Source organism: Saccharopolyspora antibiotica (assembly GCF_047200635.1).
In the GTDB taxonomy this organism is placed as follows: Bacteria; Actinomycetota; Actinomycetes; order Mycobacteriales; family Pseudonocardiaceae; genus Saccharopolyspora_C.
This window is the reverse complement of sequence record NZ_JBJZOI010000028.1, coordinates 25,481-42,151: the sequence shown is the minus strand read 5'-3', so window position 1 is coordinate 42,151 and position 16,671 is coordinate 25,481. Positions and strand designations below refer to the sequence as shown.

14 protein-coding genes are annotated in these 16,671 nt (G+C 74.4%); 4 read left to right on the top strand and 10 right to left on the bottom strand.

Annotation, left to right across the window (positions count from 1 at the left end; all coding sequences use genetic code 11):
* Positions 1 to 226 precede the first annotated feature (226 nt).
* The 4 genes from ACL03H_RS21175 to ACL03H_RS21160 form a co-directional block, all read right to left on the bottom strand.
* A complete protein-coding gene (locus tag ACL03H_RS21175) occupies positions 227 to 1,171 on the bottom strand; it encodes an acyl-CoA desaturase (RefSeq protein ID WP_412813039.1) in 945 nt (314 codons plus the stop codon).
* 121 nt (positions 1,172 to 1,292) lie between these two features.
* Positions 1,293 to 2,423 carry a J domain-containing protein gene (locus ACL03H_RS21170; protein WP_412813038.1) on the bottom strand — a complete coding sequence of 377 codons (1,131 nt, stop codon included), beginning with the start codon at positions 2,421 to 2,423 and terminating at the stop codon, positions 1,293 to 1,295.
* A 119-nt stretch (positions 2,424 to 2,542) separates the two neighbouring features.
* The gene (locus ACL03H_RS21165; RefSeq protein WP_412813037.1) at positions 2,543 to 3,544 is read right to left on the bottom strand and encodes a flippase-like domain-containing protein; all 1,002 of its coding nucleotides are present in this window, start codon (positions 3,542 to 3,544) and stop codon (positions 2,543 to 2,545) included.
* 105 nt (positions 3,545 to 3,649) lie between these two features.
* Positions 3,650 to 4,621 (bottom strand): hypothetical protein, encoded by a 972-nt coding sequence (locus ACL03H_RS21160; RefSeq protein WP_412813036.1) that lies wholly within the window; start codon positions 4,619 to 4,621, stop codon positions 3,650 to 3,652.
* A 426-nt stretch (positions 4,622 to 5,047) separates the two neighbouring features.
* Here ACL03H_RS21160 and ACL03H_RS21155 point away from each other — a divergent pair, with 426 nt between their 5' ends.
* Positions 5,048 to 6,691, top strand: a complete 1,644-nt coding sequence (locus ACL03H_RS21155; RefSeq protein WP_412813035.1) for an alkaline phosphatase D family protein — start codon at positions 5,048 to 5,050, stop codon at positions 6,689 to 6,691.
* Positions 6,692 to 6,817: 126 nt separating this feature from the next.
* On the opposite strand, the gene ACL03H_RS21150 is transcribed toward ACL03H_RS21155, so the two are convergent.
* The 4 genes from ACL03H_RS21150 to ACL03H_RS21135 form a co-directional block, all read right to left on the bottom strand.
* Entirely contained in the window at positions 6,818 to 7,618 is an 801-nt protein-coding gene (locus ACL03H_RS21150; protein ID WP_412813034.1) for an SGNH/GDSL hydrolase family protein, read from the bottom strand.
* A 399-nt stretch (positions 7,619 to 8,017) separates the two neighbouring features.
* Positions 8,018 to 9,034 carry a LacI family DNA-binding transcriptional regulator gene (locus ACL03H_RS21145; RefSeq protein WP_412813033.1) on the bottom strand — a complete coding sequence of 339 codons (1,017 nt, stop codon included), beginning with the start codon at positions 9,032 to 9,034 and terminating at the stop codon, positions 8,018 to 8,020.
* Between the two features lie 56 nt (positions 9,035 to 9,090).
* Positions 9,091 to 9,816 carry an SDR family oxidoreductase gene (locus ACL03H_RS21140; protein WP_412813032.1) on the bottom strand — a complete coding sequence of 242 codons (726 nt, stop codon included), beginning with the start codon at positions 9,814 to 9,816 and terminating at the stop codon, positions 9,091 to 9,093.
* 188 nt (positions 9,817 to 10,004) lie between these two features.
* Entirely contained in the window at positions 10,005 to 11,207 is a 1,203-nt protein-coding gene (locus ACL03H_RS21135; RefSeq protein WP_412813031.1) for a helix-turn-helix domain-containing protein, read from the bottom strand.
* Positions 11,208 to 11,371: 164 nt separating this feature from the next.
* Here ACL03H_RS21135 and ACL03H_RS21130 point away from each other — a divergent pair, with 164 nt between their 5' ends.
* The 3 genes from ACL03H_RS21130 to ACL03H_RS21120 all read left to right on the top strand — a co-directional run bounded on the left by ACL03H_RS21130 (position 11,372) and on the right by ACL03H_RS21120 (position 14,480).
* Entirely contained in the window at positions 11,372 to 11,686 is a 315-nt protein-coding gene (locus ACL03H_RS21130) for a hypothetical protein (protein WP_412813030.1), read from the top strand.
* Positions 11,687 to 11,800: 114 nt separating this feature from the next.
* The gene (locus ACL03H_RS21125; RefSeq protein WP_412813029.1) at positions 11,801 to 13,141 is read left to right on the top strand and encodes a NupC/NupG family nucleoside CNT transporter; all 1,341 of its coding nucleotides are present in this window, start codon (positions 11,801 to 11,803) and stop codon (positions 13,139 to 13,141) included.
* Positions 13,142 to 13,373: 232 nt separating this feature from the next.
* Positions 13,374 to 14,480 carry a polyprenyl synthetase family protein gene (locus ACL03H_RS21120; protein ID WP_412813028.1) on the top strand — a complete coding sequence of 369 codons (1,107 nt, stop codon included), beginning with the start codon at positions 13,374 to 13,376 and terminating at the stop codon, positions 14,478 to 14,480.
* Here ACL03H_RS21120 and ACL03H_RS21115 read toward each other — a convergent pair whose 3' ends face one another.
* Together ACL03H_RS21115 and ACL03H_RS21110 are read right to left on the bottom strand one after the other, a co-directional pair.
* Positions 14,481 to 15,746 carry a GNAT family N-acetyltransferase gene (locus tag ACL03H_RS21115; RefSeq protein WP_412813027.1) on the bottom strand — a complete coding sequence of 422 codons (1,266 nt, stop codon included), beginning with the start codon at positions 15,744 to 15,746 and terminating at the stop codon, positions 14,481 to 14,483. It abuts the gene before it with no gap.
* Between the two features lie 55 nt (positions 15,747 to 15,801).
* Positions 15,802 to 16,629, bottom strand: coding sequence for an alpha/beta fold hydrolase (locus tag ACL03H_RS21110; RefSeq protein ID WP_412813026.1), 828 nt, complete (start codon positions 16,627 to 16,629; stop codon positions 15,802 to 15,804).
* Positions 16,630 to 16,671: the final 42 nt, after the last annotated feature.

Genomic DNA, 16,671 nt, shown 5'->3' with positions numbered 1-16,671 from the left:
AGGGACATCGCTCGCCCGGCCTCCCGGCGAGCTCCCCGAACGCCCGGCCCCGGCGCACCCCCGCCTCCCGCACCGGACCCGCATCAACTCGCACCACACCCGCAACGCCTGACCAGCACCAACACCACGGGCCCGCGATTTCTCAAGAAATTGCGCACCCCTGCGCGGCGGGTGGGGGCGATTTCTCGGGAAATGGGGGCGGTGCCGACCGGAACCGGGAGCGCGGTCAGTCCGCCGCGCCCCGGCTCAGCCGGGCGAGCCTGCGCGAGGTCGGCCACTTCACGTGGGTCGCCCAGCCGAAGCGCTCGAACATCCAGATCACCCGCGCCGAGACGTCGATCTGCCCGCGCCGCACCCCGTGCCGGGCGCAGGTCGGGTCGGCGTGGTGCAGGTTGTGCCAGGACTCCCCCATGCTCAGCAGCGCCAGCGGCCAGAAGTTCGCCGCCCGGTCCCGGCTCTTGAACGGCCGCTCGCCGATGATGTGGCAGATCGAGTTCACCGACCAGGTGACGTGGTGCAGGAACGCCACCCGCACCAGGCCCGCCCAGAAGAACGCCGTCCACGCGCCCCACCAGGTGCCGGTCACCGCCCCGCCGACCGCGGCGGGCAGCGCCAGGCTCAGCACCGTCAGCGGCGCGAACAGCCGGTGCACCAGCACGATGTCGCGGTCGGCCATCAGGTCCGGGGCGAACCGCTCCCGGTTCGTCAGGTCCCGCTCGAACAGCCACCCCATGTGGGCGTGCCAGAAGCCGCGCGCCAGCGCCCACGGCGAGGTGCCGAACGCCCACGGCGAGTGCGGATCGCCCTCCCGGTCCGAGAAGGCGTGGTGCCTGCGGTGGTCAGCCACCCAGTGCATCACCGGTCCCTGCACCGACATGCTGCCCGCGACCGCCAGCGCGATCCGCAGCCAGCGCTTCGCGCGGAACGCGCCGTGGGTGAAGTACCGGTGGAAGCCGACGGTCACCCCGAGGATCGTGACCAGGTAGAACCCGGCCGCGAGCCCCAGGTCCCACCAGGTCATCCCCCAGCCCCACATCGCGGGAACCGCGATCAGCAGTGCCAGGAACGGCGCCAGGATGAACACGTAGACCGACAGCTGCGGGGCCCAGCCGCGTCGGCCGCTCAGGAGAGCGGGGCGCTGACCGGAGGCGGTCGAATCGGTGGTGACCATCGCGTGCGACCTCGAATCTGGGCTGGGGCTCGGGCACAGGTGCTTTCCAGACTTCCCGGTCACCGGCTACCCGGCAACGAACGGCACCTCACACCGCGAAGAATTTCGCCTGATCAGGGCGTCAGCCGGCGAGCACCTGGGCGAGCACCATCTCGAAGGCGTCCCGGTCCACGGCCGCGGGCTCGGCGGCGAGCCACCCGCCGATCTCGGTCACGAACTCCTCCGGGGTCAGCGGCTCCACCGGTGCGCCCTCGTCCGATTCGCCGACCGTGATCTCCCCGGCGCGGTTCGGGTAGAGCAGCAGCACCCCGCGCACCTCGACCTGCGGCAGCAGCGCCGCGTAGGCGACCACTCCTTCGTCGAGCCGGGTGGTCCCGCCGCGGAACACGTGGCCGTTTCGCCAGACCGCGCCGTCCTCGTCCACCTCGTAGTGGCCGGGCAGCCAGCGCTTCGCCTCCACCAGCACCAGGCGCCGGCCGCACAGCACCGCGTGGTCGACGTCGGCGAACACCGACCCCGGCCAGGCGAGCCCGTGGAAGATCCGCACCCCGGGCAGCCGGGTCAGGTGGTCGGCGATCAGCTCCGCGGAGCGCCGCTTGACGGCCTCGTCGGCGGCGACCTCCTCCCGCGGGGTCGCGCCGAACACGACGCCCCGGTGCTCGGCCTCGAACAACCGGTTCGTGCGGTGCGACTCCAGCAGCCTGCGCAGCAGCACCAGGACCACCGCGCCCGCCGAGACCAGCAGGGCCAGCCACGCGCCGAGCAGCACGCCGCTCAACCCGACCAGCAGCCCGGTCGCGGCGAGCAGCACCCACCCACCGGCCAGCGCGAGCGCCGGCCCGCGATCCGGGGCGGTGACCGGCAGGTACACCACCCGCTCCGCCGGATCGACCTCGTCCCACCACGGGATGTCGTCCGGATCGAGGTCGGGGGCGGGCGGGACGAACTCTGGGTCCTCGCCGAAATCGCGACGCCTGCCCTCCCGGTACACCCAGCGCCGGGAAGGCGAGCGCGGGCGCTCCGAGGACCGCTCCGGCCGCGGGCCCGCGTCCGGCGGGCCGCTGTCGTAGTCGGCGCGGCGGATCGGATCGTTGAGCGTCTCGTAGGCCTGCTGCAACAACCGGAAGGTGCCCGCCGTGCCACCGACGTCCGGATGCATGGTGCGCGCCAGCGTCCGGTACGCGGACTTGATCTCGGCCGCCGACGCCGTCCGCTCCACGCCCAGCAGCTCGTAGTAGTCGACCCCGCGCACGAAACTCCGTCCACCCCTCGGCGATCGGCCCAGCCCGACCGCGCGGACATGATAAGTGCCGAGCCCACTTCAAGATCACCCCGAGGTCATCCGCGCACCTCGTTGCGCGAGGAATTCGGCTATCCGGGTGAGGACCGCAGGCGCCACGCGAGCAATCCGCCCAGCGCCAGCGGCAACCAGAACACGAACGTCCGGAACACCAGCACCGCCGCGGCCGACACGCCCACCGGAATTCCGTACGACGCCAGCGCGGCGGCCGCGCCCACCTCCGCGAACGCGAGCCCGCCCGGCAGCACGCCGACGATGCCGAACAGCGTCGAGACCGCGTAGGCCACCAGCGCCACCAGGGGCCGGTCCCCGGCGCCGACCGCGGCCAGCGAGGCCCACAGCACCGCCGCCCCCAGCAGGTCGATCGCCACGGCGAAGCACACCGCCGGGATCGCGGCCACCGGGCGGGCGCGGATCGCGTCCACCGCCGCGGCGAACTCGTCGGCCGCCTCGGTGCCGCGCTCCCGCTCGGGGCGGCGCAGCAGCCGGTCCCAGCTGCGCCCCGGCCAGGTCCACAACCTGCGCAGCACCGCGCGGCTGCGCACCGCCGCCACCAACGCCACCACCCGGGCCAGCAAACCGATCGAGAACAGCACGGTCGCCGCGATCTCGGCCCGCTCCAGCTTGCCGTCCCAGCACACCACCGCGAGCCCGGCCGCGAGGGTGACCACGAAGCCGACCTCGGCGGTCTGCGCCGCCGCGAGGTACGCACCGGTCACCCGGCCCTGCTCCGCGCCGCGCCGTCGGGCGTCGAGCCCGAACGCGGCCACGCCCGCGAGGTTGCCGGACTTCACCGCGAGGTTCAGCGCCAGCGAGGACACGGTCACCGGAAGGAGCACGAGGAACTCGCGGTAGCCGCCCGCGCCGGTGAGCCGCCGCGCCGCCAGGTGCAGCAGCACCCAGTTCGCGATCCAGACCAGCCACACCCCGGTCGCGAGGACCAGCCGGGCCGGGTCGGCCCCGGCCAGCGCCCGGCCCGCCCGGGGCAGCTCCTCGCGGTTCGCCCACACCAGCGCCGCGACCGCCGCGAGCACCACGAGCGCGGCCGCCACCCGCCACCACCGGTACCTCACGCGGCCAGCCTGTCAGCAGCGGTGGCCGGGCGCCGGGCGGTCGCGGAGCGTGCCTGGCGGTCGCCCGTCCGGCGGCGCCGCTGCGCCCGTTCAGCGATTCCCGGTTCACCGCTCGGAGCGGTCGCGGGCGGCCCGGTCGCGCTGGCGCCGGGCGCGGGCGACCGCCCTGGTCAGCTCGTGCAGGTGGGTGGAGACCTCGTCCAGTTCGGCGCGGAGCTCGTCGCGGCGGCGGCGCTGCTCGTCGCGATCCCGCTCGGCACCGCGCAGCTCCTCCTCGGCGCGGCGCAGCCGCTCGGCGGGGTCGTCCCGCCCGGCGCGGGGCGCTTCGGGGGGCCTGCGCGGCTCGCGGCCGCGCTTCGGCGCCGGCTCCCGCTTCGGCGCTGGCTCCGGTTTCGGCTCCGGTTTCGACGCCAGCTCCGGCTCCCTCCTCCGCGCCGGCTCGCGCTCCGGTCCCGGTTTCGCCTTCCGCTTCCGCTTCTGCTCCGGTTCCGGGGCGGGCTCCCGGGCCGTCGGCGCGGAGCCGCGCGCACGCCGCGCGGAGCGCTTCCGCCCGTCCCGCGCGGCCACGCGCATCGCCGCCAGGGACAACTCGTCCAGTCCGAAACCGCTGTGCTCCAGCGCGCCGTCGAGCACCCCGGCCCGGACCCGACGCCCGGCCTCCGGCTCGGCGACGGCCGCGGCGAGGGTCGACTCCACCTGCCGCCGCGCCTGCTCGCCCAGCCCCCGGTTCGCGCGTTCCGCCTCGGCGGCGGCCCGGTCGCCGAGCTCGCGGACCAGCTCGGCGCGCCGCTGGTCCAGCCGCCGGATCTCGTCACCGCGCAGCTCCCGCTGCGCCGCCCGCAGAGCCTCCCCCAGCTCCACCAGCTCACCGACCCGGCGCGGGTGCCGCGCCGCGAGCCGGTTCACCGCCCAGGCCGCGGTCGTGGGCTTGCGCAGCCGCCCGATCCGCTCCGCGAGCTCCGGCGCGCCCTCCCGGCGAGCCGCCCGGGCGCGGCGGTCGCGCTCGGCGACGAACTCGGCGGGATCGCCCCGGTAGAGCTCCCGCAGCAGCGACTCCGACACCTCGTCCCCGGCCACCGGGCCAGCTCAGCACGGGCGGCGGCCGCCCGCAGCCGAGCGCAGCCGCCCCTGAACGGCGAAAAACCCGCTGACCCTGGAGTCAGCGGGCCTTTCCACCCGGACGACCGAGACGGCTCGCACCGCCTCTCCCTTGGTGGCCGTCCGGCTCAGCCGTGCCCGGTCAGGTGGCGCCCTGGGACCGGCACGGCCAGCTCGGAAGTCCGGCGCGTCGCGCAGCCCCCACGGTAACCGTTCCGGGTGGCGCAAGCCCAGGACTCGCCGTCGGCCATCGGGGATTCCCGCACGGGCGCGGGGCCGGTTCGGGCGGGTGAGCTCCCCGCGATCGGCGGAACCGGCCGGCGCGCCGACCACGGAGCGGCACCGGCCGGACTCCGCGAGCGAGACCGCTTCCACCCGCACCTCCCGGTGCGGTATGCAATGCGCGTGACCTTTGTGGTGCTGGGACCGATCCTCCGCTACGCGGACGACACCTCCGCGACCGTGTGGCTGGAACTGGACGAGCCCTGCGCGGTCGAGGTGCTCGGGCACCGGGCCGAGACGTTCCAGGTCGGCGGGCACCACTACGCGCTGGTCGCGGTGCGCGGACTGGAGCCGGGCAGCTCCACGCCCTACGAGGTGCGGGTGGAGGGCGCGGTGGTGTGGCCGCCCGCCGGCGACACCCACCCGGCGAGCCGCATCCGCACCGTGCCGCGCGGGGCCGACGCGCGGCTGCTGTTCGGCTCCTGCCGGTTCGGCCCGACCGAGGACGCCCGGCGCCGCCGGTCGCTGGGCCCGGACGCGCTGGAGTCCTGCGCGCGACGGCTGATGGACCTGCCGGAGCGGGACTGGCCGGACTCGATGCTGTTCCTCGGCGACCAGGTCTACGCCGACCAGACCCCGCCGCAGGTGCGGCGGGAGATCGGCGCCCGGCGCGACCTCACCGAGCCGCCGGGGCAGGAGGTCGCGGACTTCGAGGAGTACACCGCGCTCTACCGGTACGGCTGGAGCGACCCGCTGGTGCGGTGGCTGCTGTCCACCGTGCCCAGCATGATGATCTTCGACGACCACGACGTGCGCGACGACTGGAACACCTCATTGGAGTGGCGCACCGCGATGGCCGAGCAGCCGTGGTGGCGCGAGCGCCTGCTCGGCGGGCTCGTCGCGTACTGGGTGTACCAGCACGTCGGCAACCTCAGCCCCGACCAGCTCGACGCCGACCCGACCTACCGGGCGGTGCGGGCGGCGGGCCGCGAGGGCGACGCGCTGCCGGTGCTGCGCGAGTTCGCGGCGGCGTCCGACACCGAGCTGCGCGCGCAGGACGGAACGCGCCGCCGGTACAAGGACGTGCGGTGGAGCTACCGGCGGGAGCTGGGCGCGCTGCGGATCGTCGTGCTCGACACCAGAGCCGGCCGGATCCTGGAGGGCGGCAGCCGCGCGATGGTCTCCGACACCGACTTCGCCTGGCTGCGCGAGCAGCTGGAGGAGGACGGGCCGGCGGACACCGCGCGGCACGTGGTGCTCGCGTCCTCGCTGCCCTGGCTGCTGCCGCACGCCGTGCACCACCTGCAGTCCTGGAACGAGGCGGCCTGCGCGGGCGGCCGCTGGCCGAAGCTCGCGGAGCGGATCCGCCAGGTCGGCGACCTGGAGCACTGGGCGGCGTTCCGGGCCTCCTTCGACCGGCTCGCCGAGCTGCTGCGGGCCGCCGCGGACCGGCCGGGCACCGCCTCGGTGTCGGTGCTGTCCGGGGACGTGCACCACAGCTACGTGGCGGAGGCCGGGTTCGACCCGGCGCCGCGGTCGCGGGTGGTGCAGGTGACCTGCTCGCCGCTGCACAACGCCACGCCCGCGCACCTGACCGCCCCGCTGCGGGTGGCCTGGTCGCGAGCGCTGGCCGCGCTGTTCCGCGGGCTGGCGCGACGGGCCGGAGTGCCGCCGCTGCCGCTGAGCTGGTCGAAGTCGGCGGGGCCGTACTTCGGGAACATGGTGGGCTTGCTGCGGACCGACGGCGAACAGGCCGTGGTCGCGCTGCAACGGGCCGACGAGGACGGCGGCCTGAGCACGGTCCGCCGCAGCCAGCTGAGCCGCTGAGCGCGTCGGCGCGACCGGGTGCGGCGAGCGCCGGACCCGCTTCGCCGCGACCTCAGCGGCCCCTGCCGCGGGACCGCTGAGGTCGCGCCGCCCGCCCCTGGGCGGGGCGGTGCGGGGAACGCTCGATCAGCCGGTGACGGACTGGACCACGGGGAGATAGCCCTCGGAGTGACCGTCGACGTTGGGGTGGAAGGACTCCTGCAGCGGCGTGCTCGGCCCGTTGATCCACTCCGGGCTGCCGCAGACCCCGTGCCCGTCGAAGGCCGAGCGCGGGTCGGCGAAGTCGAACCCGGCGGACTCCGCCTCCTCGGAGATGACCTCGGCGAGCACGTCGGCGCCCGCGTTGATCCGGTCCCGCTTGGCGTCGGTGTAACCGGGGATGGCGCAGTCGCCGAGCTCGTTGATCCGCGGATAGCCGACCACGACGACCTCGGCGTCCGGCGCGGCGGAGCGGATCCCCTCGTAGGTGGACTTCAGCTTGGCGGGCAGCTCGTCGCGGGCCTTGGCCTCGCCGTCGGCGACGGCTCCGTCGCAGATCTCGTCGGTGCCGAGCAAGCAGTTCTGGATGACCCCGGCGAAACCGATGTCGTTGCCGCCGATCTGCACGGTGATCAGCGTGGCGTCCGACGGGATGGAGCCGAGCTGGTCCGCGTTGAGGTCGTCGGTGGTGGCGCCCGAGCAGGCGAGGAAGGTGAACGAGGCCGCGCCCTGCGCGTCGGCCAGCAGCTGCGGGTAGGCCTTCGGGCTGCGCAAGCAGTTCCCGCTGTCCTCGAAGTAGTCCCTGGTACCCGTGCCGGAGGCGAACGAGTCCCCGACCGCCACGTAGTTGCCATCCGCCTGCGCGGCGAACGCGGGCGCTCCGATCGCGGATGTTCCGATGGCAACGGTCACCGCGACGGCTCGCGCGACCCCCAGTCTGCACCGCATGGATCCTCCGAATGAATTCTGCGACCTCGGAACGGCGGTTCCGATCCTCCGATTGAACGTCTCCAGTGGAACGCGGGGACCGGTTTGGCGAATAGCCGCCACGCGGGTTTCCCGAAGGCCGAGGAAGAATCACCCGGGAATTGCCCGAACGAGTGGAGGTCAACCGAATCCAGCTACTCTGCGCTCGCAATTCCGCGGTCTCGATCAACCCTTTCGGCGGTGTCCGGTGCAGGGCCGGACGTCCGAGCGCGAACGACGTTCACCCCCGCGGCGCGGCCTCCGCCGCCGCCACACGAGCGCGCACCGCGCGGACGGGACCGGAACGGCCACCGCCGCACCGCGCGCGGTCCGCTCCGGCGACGGGGCGCTCCGGCGCCGGGCAGCCCGCCGGGACCGCTCCTACCGGGCGGCCGGGGAGCTGGACCGGCGCACGACGAGCTCCGGCTCGTAGATCACCTGCTGGTGCACGTGCCCGGCGGCGCGATCGCGGTCGGTCTCGTCGAGCACCAGTTCGGCGGCCTTGCGGCCGATGCGGAACGCGGGCTGGCGCACCGAGGTCAGCGGCACCGCGGCCGCCGCCGCGAACTCGATGTCGTCGTAGCCGACGAGGGAGACCTCCTCCGGCACCCGCACACCCGCCGCGAACAGGGCCTGCAGCAGACCCAGCGCCAGCAGGTCGTTGGCGCAGAACACCGCGGTGGGGGCGGACGGCAGGCCCAGCAGCCGCTCCCCCGCGTCGCGCCCGGAGGCCACGTCCAGCGCGGGGACCTCCAGCACGCTCAGCGCCTCCTCGTCCAGCCCGGCCTCCCGCAGCGCCGCGAGGGCCCCGGCGCGCCGGTCCCGGCACTGGGGCAGCGAGGCCGGGCCGGTGAGGAACCCGATCCGCCGATGTCCTCGCTCGACGAGGTGGCGCACCGCGAGCGCCCCGCCGGCCACGTCGTCCACCGCCACCGAGCAGGCCTGCTCGCTGCTCACCTTGCGATCCACGAACACGGACGGAATGCCCTGCCGCCGCAGGGAGTCCAGGTTCGCGCCGGTGACGTCGGCGGGCGTCACCAGCACCCCGCGCACCCGCTGCTCGGCGAACAGCGACAGGTACAGCGCCTCGGCCTCCGGGTCCTGCCCGGAGTTGCACAGCATCACCCCGAGCCCCTCCTCGCGGGCCACGGCCTCCACGCCGCGGGCGACGTCGACGAAGAAGGGGTTGGCCATGTCCAGCACCAGCAGCGCAAGCATCCGGCTGTGCCCGGCTCGCAGCTGCCGGGCGGACTCGCTGCGGACGTAGCCGAGCTCCTCGATCACCGCCAGGACCCGGGCCCGGGTGCTGACCGAGACCCGGTCCGGGCGGTTGAGCGAGTTGGAGACGGTGGCCACCGAAACCCCGGCGCGCTCGGCGACGTCCTTGATGCTGACCATCCCCCCAGGGTGCCCGGTGGGGGCCGGGAGCACCTCGGTGGCCTCCCGGCCGGTGATCACGCGGCGACGGCCACCGGGCGCACCACGAGTTCGTTCACGTCCACCCCGGCAGGGCGCTCCAGCGCGAAGGCGATGGCCTCGGCGATCTCCGAGGCCGGGGCCGCCAGCGCCCGGAAGGTGCGCATCTCCTCCCGCGCCGTCTCGTCGGTGATGCTGTCGGGCAGCTCCGACTCGGTGACCCCCGGCGAGATCACGGTGACCTTGACCGAACCGTCCGACTCCTGGCGCAGGCCCTCGGAGAGCGCGTGCACGGCGAACTTCGTCGCGCAGTACACCGCGCCCGTCGGGCTCACCTGGAACCCGCCGACGGAGGAGACGTTGATGACGTGGCCGCCGCCCTGCTCGGAGAACACCGGCAGCGCGGCGGCGATGCCGTGCAGCACGCCCCGCACGTTGACGTCGATCATCCGGTTCCACTCGTCGACCTTGAGCGCCGCCAGCGGCGACAGCGGCATCACGCCGGCGTTGTTGAGGATGGCGTCGACCCGGCCGAACTCGGCGCGGGCGGCCTCGACGAAGGCCCGCACGTCGTCGAGGTCGGTGACGTCGAGCCGCCGGTGCGCGGCGGATCCCCCCGCGGTGGTGATCTCCTCGGTCAGCCGGGCGAGCCGGTCCTCGCGGCGCGCGCCGAGGAACACCCGGTGGCCCCGAGCGGCCAGCAGCCGGGCCGCCGCCTCCCCGATCCCGCTGCTCGCCCCGGTGATCACGATGACCTTGCTCATGTTCGCTCCTCCCGATCCGCGGCCGCTGCGACCGCTGGGAAGAACTCTGCCCACGTCGACGCCCCGGAGGCAGGCCGCCGAATTCCTGGTCCTCCCGCACCCGGGAACCGGCCCGCGGCACCCGCCGGGCGAGCCGCGCTCGGGTGCCGGTCCGCCCCGGCGGTGCTCGGCGCTCCGGCGCGAGCAGCTCACACCTTCAGGCCCAGCCAGTTGGTGAAGTGGGCGATGCTGTCCGACTTCCGCCGCTCGGCCATGGCGATGGCGCGGGCGGTCTCGCGGACCTGGGGGTGGTAGCGGGTCTGCTGCGGGGCGGCGCGGCGGGCGTTGTTCAGCGCGCGCAGCGCGTTGCCGTGGTCCCCGGCCAGGACCCAGGCGCGCGCGACGTCCTGCCAGTGGTGCCCGACGCGGTTGGCCCGCAGGTCGTCGGGCAGCACCAGTTCGGAGCCGTCCCGGGCGGCCCGGCCCGGATCGCCGCCCTCCAGCGAGACCGCGACGTCGTGGATCTCCACGTTGCCGGGCCCGAAGTTCGTGTCGTAGGCGGTGGAGGACCGGCCGAGCCTGGCCCCCAGCGCGCGCGCCTCGCCGATGTGCTCGCGGGCGCGGTCGAGCTCGCAGGCGCGGGCGGCGATCATCGCGCCCCGCAGGTGCGCCGATCCGCGCAGCGCCAGCACCTCCTCGCTGTCCGGCCTGGACTCCAGCAGGCGCAGCGAGTGCTCGACCAGCTGGACGCCGGTGTCGTAGGCCGCGCAGGACATCAGGATCAGCGCCCGGTGCTGCACCGCGTGAGCGGCCAGCAGCGGGTCGTCGCTGCGCTCGGCGGCGACCTCCATCCGGTCCACGGCCTGCGCGGCCAGCGGGATCCAGCCGAACCGGTAGAGCAGCTGCGCGGTGTTGCCGCAGGTCTGCGCGAGCTGGCGGTATCCCTTTTCGCGCGCGGAGTCGGTGCTCGCCTGCGCGATGGCACCGCTGATCCGGCGCAGCAGCGCGGGCGTCAGCTCGACCGCCTGCCGCGCCCGGTCGGAGTGGCGCAGTTCCCGCACGCGGGCGAGGTCCGCTTCGAGTTCGTCGAGGGGGCCGGGTTCGAGCGGCGTGGCGTAGCGGCCTTCGGCGAACAGCGTGCGCAGCTCGGTCAGTCCGGAGGGGACACCGCCGTCGTCGTCGAGCGTCTCCCGGTAGGGCTGGCCGTAGAGCTCCTCGGCCTCGATCCCCAGGGCGCGGGCGATGGCGGCGACGAAGGCGGGGGAGCCGGGTTCGCGGCCCTGTTCCACCGCTCGGAGCATGCTGATGCTGTAGTTGGCGCGCTGGGCCAGGGCCTGCTGGTTGAGTCCCGCGACCTTGCGGGCAGTCGCGACCCGCTCGCCGAGGGCCAGTCCCTGATCGGGCCGTGGCACGGGACTCCTTCCACGTGGGGACACGAGACCACCAGACTAGGTGACACACGTTGGAGTGAGCACTTTCTTGTCGCACTGTCACATAGCTGTCACTCCCCCGAGTGAGTCGGCCGTAACTTGACAGAAGAAGCGCTCACCCACCGCTAGCAAGTCAGGTGAGAACAATGCCTGCTTTCCACGACTGCCGTCCCGAACCCGGCACCGCGGACCTGCCCGAGATCGTCGAGGCCGACCAGGGTCCGCCCCCCGAACCCGCCGTGCTCAACGTCCGGTACCAGGCGGGCGTCGTCGGCGAACGAGCCCGCGTCGTGCACGCCGCGACCTGGACCCCGCGCGGCGTGCTGATCACGTTGTGCGGGATGCCGCTGGATCCCGCGCTGGTGGAGGAATCGACCGGGATGCCGTGCATGCGGTGCATCCGGATCGCCGCCCGCCGCTCCCGCCGAGCCGACGAGCAGCGCGGCATCGAAGACCGCTGACCGCCCCGGCCCCACCGCCCGCGTTGCCACTTTTCCCGTGGTCCGGGCGGTCGCGGGCGAGATCCGCCGAGATGCGAGCATTCCGCGAGTTCGCATCGAGGAAAGGCGGGGCACGTGCAGTTTCTCTGGGGCGCGGCGGGCATGGTCGGGCTGCTGCTGATCGCGTTCGCGCTGTCCACCGACCGCCGGGCCATCCGCCCGCGCACCGTGCTGGGCGCGCTGGCCATCCAGCTCGTGTTCGCGTTCGTGGTGCTGCGCTGGGAGACCGGCAAGCAAGCGCTCGCCGCGGTGTCCGGCGGGGTGCAACGGGTGATCGACTCCTCCAGCGAGGGCATCGACTTCCTGCTGGGACCGGTGATGCCGACGAACGGCGCGACGGTGGTGGCCTTCCAGGTGCTGCCGATCATCGTGTTCGTCGCCTCGATCACCGCGGTGCTCTACCACTGGAACGTGTTGCAGCAGGTGGTGCGCGTCGTCGGCGGGGGGCTGCGGGCGGTGCTCGGCACGACGCGGGCGGAATCGCTCAACGCGACCGCGAACATCTTCCTCGGGCAGACCGAGGCGCCGCTGGTGATCCGCCCGTACCTGGCGGGCATGACCCGCTCGGAGTTCTTCGCCGTCATGGTCGGCGGGCTGTCCACGGTGGCGGGTTCGGTGATGGTGGGGTACGCGCTGATGGGCGCGAACCTGGACCACCTCATCGCCGCGTGCTTCATGGCCGCGCCCGCCGGGCTGATGATGGCGAAGATCATCGTGCCGGAGTCGGCGCCGATCACCAGCGATGACGCGGGATCCGGCCGCCGGTCCGATCAGGACGGCGAGGGCGCCACCGCTCCGGCCGAGACCGAGACCGCCGAGTCCAAGACCGCCGAGACCGAGGCGGCCGAGGCCGGGACCGGCGGGCCCGAACCGGTGGTGGCCGAGGAAGCGGTCGAGGGCAAGCCCCGCAACGTGATCGACGCGGCCGCCACCGGCGCCTCCGACGGCCTCAAGCTCGCGCTCAACGTCGGCGCGATGCTGTTCGCCTTCGTCTCGCTCATCGCGCTGCTCAACCTGATCCTCGGCGCGCTGGGCGGCCTGGTCGGCCTCGACGGCATCACCTTCGAGCAGCTCATCGGCTACGTGTTCGCCCCCGTCATGTGGCTGATCGGCGTCCCCTGGGACGACGCGGTCGTCGCGGGCGGCTTCGTCGGGCAGAAGCTGGTGCTCAACGAGTTCGTCGCGTTCAGCGACTTCGGTCCGCAGGCGGCGTCGTTCTCCCCGCACACCGCGATCATCATCACCTTCGCGCTGACCGGGTTCGCGAACTTCTCCTCGCTGGCGATCCTGCTCGGCGGGCTCGGCGGCCTGGTGCCCGCTCGGCGCCCGCTCATCGCCGAGCTGGGGATGCGCGCGATCGCGGGCGGCACGCTGGCGAACCTGATGAGCGCGGCCATCGCCGGGATGCTCGTCTAGCCCCCGCAGGCCAGCGGTCGGCGGCCCCGTCCCGAGCCCACCCGGACGAGCCCGGGACGGGAGCCGACCGCGCCGGGCCCTCGGCCGAACGGCCGGGAACGGGCCGGACGACCGACCGTTCGGGCGAGGTGATCACGAGCGCAACGGCCGATGCCCGATCGAGCCGCGAACCCTAGCGTGGCAGAGGTCAAGTTCACGGGAGCCCCGGCTCCCCGCCCCAGGGAGTACCGCGATGACCAGCACGATCCCCGCCACGACCCACCCGGTCGACGTCGACGACGTGCGCGAGCGGGTCGACGCGGCCCTCTCCCGCTTCCTCGACATGCAGGAGGACCGCTACCGGGCGATGGCCGCCGACGACACCGGGCGCGCGCAGTGGGCCGCGGCGATCGACACCCTGCGCTCCTTCCTGATCGGCGGCAAGCGGCTGCGCCCGGCGTTCTGCTACTGGGGGTGGCGCGGGGCGGGCGGCGACGCCGAGGACGAGGGAGTGATCGCCGCGGCCGCCGCGCTGGAGCTGCTGCACGCCTTCGCGCTGATCCACGACGACATCATCGACGAGAGCGACACCCGCCGGGGCGCTCCCTCGCTGCACCGCCAGCACGCGCAGCTGCACCACGCGGAGGCGATGCGGGGTTCCTCGGAACTGTTCGGCACCTCGGTGGCGCTGCTGCTCGGCGACCTGTGCCTGGCCTGGTTCCACGAGCTGCTCGGCTCCAGCGGGCTGCCGCCGCAGCGGCTGGCGGCGGTGCAGCCGATGGTGGCGCAGTCCTTCGCCGAACTGGTGCTCGGGCAGTACCTCGACGTCGCCGAGCAGGCCCGGTCCACGCACTCGGTGGAGCGGGCGCGCACGATCATCCACTACAAGACCGCGAAGTACACCATCGAGCGCCCGCTGCACCTGGGCGGCCTGCTGGCCGGGGCGGACGCGGACCTGCTGGACTCCTACACCGGCTACGCGCTGCCGCTGGGCGAGGCGTTCCAGCTGCGCGACGACGTGCTCGGCGCCTTCGGCGACGCGGCCGTCACCGGCAAGCCGGTCGGCGACGACCTGCGCACCCGCAAGCCCACCGTGCTGCTGGCCACCGCTCGCCGCCGCGCCGACGCCGCGCAGCTCGCCGAGATCGACCAGGCCTTCGCCGCCGGGGACCTCGACGACGAGCAGGTGCGGCGCGCGCAGTCGATCATCGTGGACAGCGGTGCCCTGGCCGAGTGCGAACAGCTCATCACCCGCCACGCCGACACCGCCCGGCAGGCGCTGGCTGCGATGCGGGTGCCGCGCCACGTGCGGGCCATGCTCACCGAGCTGCTGGTCGCCGCCACCGACCGCGCCTGGTGATCAGCGGGCGGCGGCGAAGGTCCGCGACCAGCTCCACTCCCCCGGTTCGGGGACGCCGACGAGCTTGAGGCCCGCCGCGCGCAGCGTGCGGGCGATCGCCGTGTTGTCCACGTGGGTGTGAGCCCGAACCGCGCGCACCCCGTCCGCCTCGGCCTGCCCGACCAGCTCGGCCGCCAGCCGGGAACCGATGCCGCGCCGCTGCCAGTCGTCGCGCACCAGCAGCGCGAGCTCCGCTTCCCACCCGTCGCGCATCAGGTTCCCCATCGCCACGACCTCCCCGCCCGCCCGCTGCACCAGCAGCGTCCGGCCGAGCGCCGGGGTCAGCAGCCGCCGCAACCCGTCCCCCGCCGTCGGGCCCGGACCGAAGTAGCGCCGGTAGCGGGCGGCGGTGGAGCAGCGGGCGTGGAACTCCGCGACCAGGTCCACGTCCTCCCGATCGGCGACCCGCACGGTGAGCGCGCCGTGGACGGTGTCGATCTCGGTGACCTCGGGTCGCGGCCGCGCCAGGCACGCGGACGCCAGCTCCACCACCGCCGCGGCCCTCGCGCACTCCGCCGGGGTGAAGGCGGCCCCGGGCCGCTCCAGCACCAGCACTCCGCCATCGGGCGCGGCCAGGCTCAGCGCCGCCCCGGCGAGCCCGTCCGCATCGGTGCCCGGGGGCGGGTGCTCCTGCCAGCGGACCTCGACCGCGCCGAGGATCCCGCGCAGCGCGCGCACCAGCTCCCCGCGACCGCTGACCAGCTCGACGGCCAGGTGCAGGGTCCGGGTGGGAACGTCGTCGAGCTCGCGCACGTCGGCGGGGCAGGCGGTGACCTCGCGCCCGCCGGCCGCGACGACCGCGCGCCGCAGCTCGCGCTCACCGACCCGCGCGGGCACGTGCACCAGCACCTCGTCCACCGCGCCGTCCGCCACCGGGTGCACGTGCACGGTGCGGATGTCCCCGCCGAGCCCCGCCAGGCCGGAGGCCAGGTCGGCGAGCCTGCCCGGGCGGTCGGTCACCGATGCCCGCAGCCGCCACAGCCGCCGGTCACCTCCGGACGCCCCGGCCCCGGCTTCCTCCGCCGCCCCGGGACGCGGCCGCGCCAGGTGGCGCACCGCGGCCGCCGCCGCCAGCAGGGCCGCGATCGCGAACAGCACGCCGGAGCCGGTGTCGACGGTGCTCGCCCCGGCGAGGACGAGGTGCGCCACCCCGGCCACCGCGCACAGCACCGCCAGTTCGAGCACCTCGCGCGTTCCGCGGCTTCCGCGTTCCCTCGCAGCAGTCATGCCCCCACTCTGAACCGGCGATGTTTCCGCTGGTCGAAGCACGATGACCGGCGCGTTAACGACTGCCCAGGAAGTCGAGCAGCGCGGCGCTCAGCTCGGCGGGCGCGTCCTCCTGCACCAGGTGGCCCGCGCCCGGGATCAGCCGCAACCGCGCGCCCGGGACGAGCGCGGCGAGTTCGCGGCCACGCCGCGCCGGGATCCAGGCGTCCTCGGCGCCCCAGCACACCAGCACCGGCAGGTCGAGCTCGCCGTAGCGGGGCTGGATCTCGTCGGTGTGCCGCTGGTCGGCCTGCGCGATCTGGCGGTGGAACGCGGCCGCCCCCGCCTCGCCCGACCACGGTGCGGCCAGGGCGTCGAGCACGTCGCCGCGGAGACCCCGATGACTCGCCGAGGCGATGTACTCGCGCACCAGCGCCCCGTGCAACGCGGGCGGAAGCTGCTCGAACACCGCCGCGTGCTCGCCGACCAGCCGGAAGAACGGCGAACCCCACGGCGCCAGCGCGACCGGGTCCACCAGCGCTAGTCGTTCGTACCCGGCGCCGTGCAGCAGGTGCGCCCGCAGCGCCACCGCGCCGCCGACGTCGTGCGCGACCACCGCGGGCCGCCGCAGGCCCCACGCCCGCAGCAGTTCGGCGAAGACCCGGCCCTGCGCGGCCAGCGACACGTCCTGCCCGGCGTGCTTCCCGGAGCTGCCGAAGCCGGGCATGTCCCACACGTGCACCCGGAACCGCGTCGCCAGCGCCCGGGCGACGGCCCACCACACCGCTGAGGAGAACGGCGTGCCGTGCAGCAGCACCACCGGATCGCCCTCGTCGCCCAACCGGTCCCAGCGCACCTCACCGAACTCGCCGCGGTGGACGCGGGTGAGTCGCCACTCCCGCACGGGTGCTCCCTTCGCTCGTCCTCGTCGCACCCCCAGCCTGGC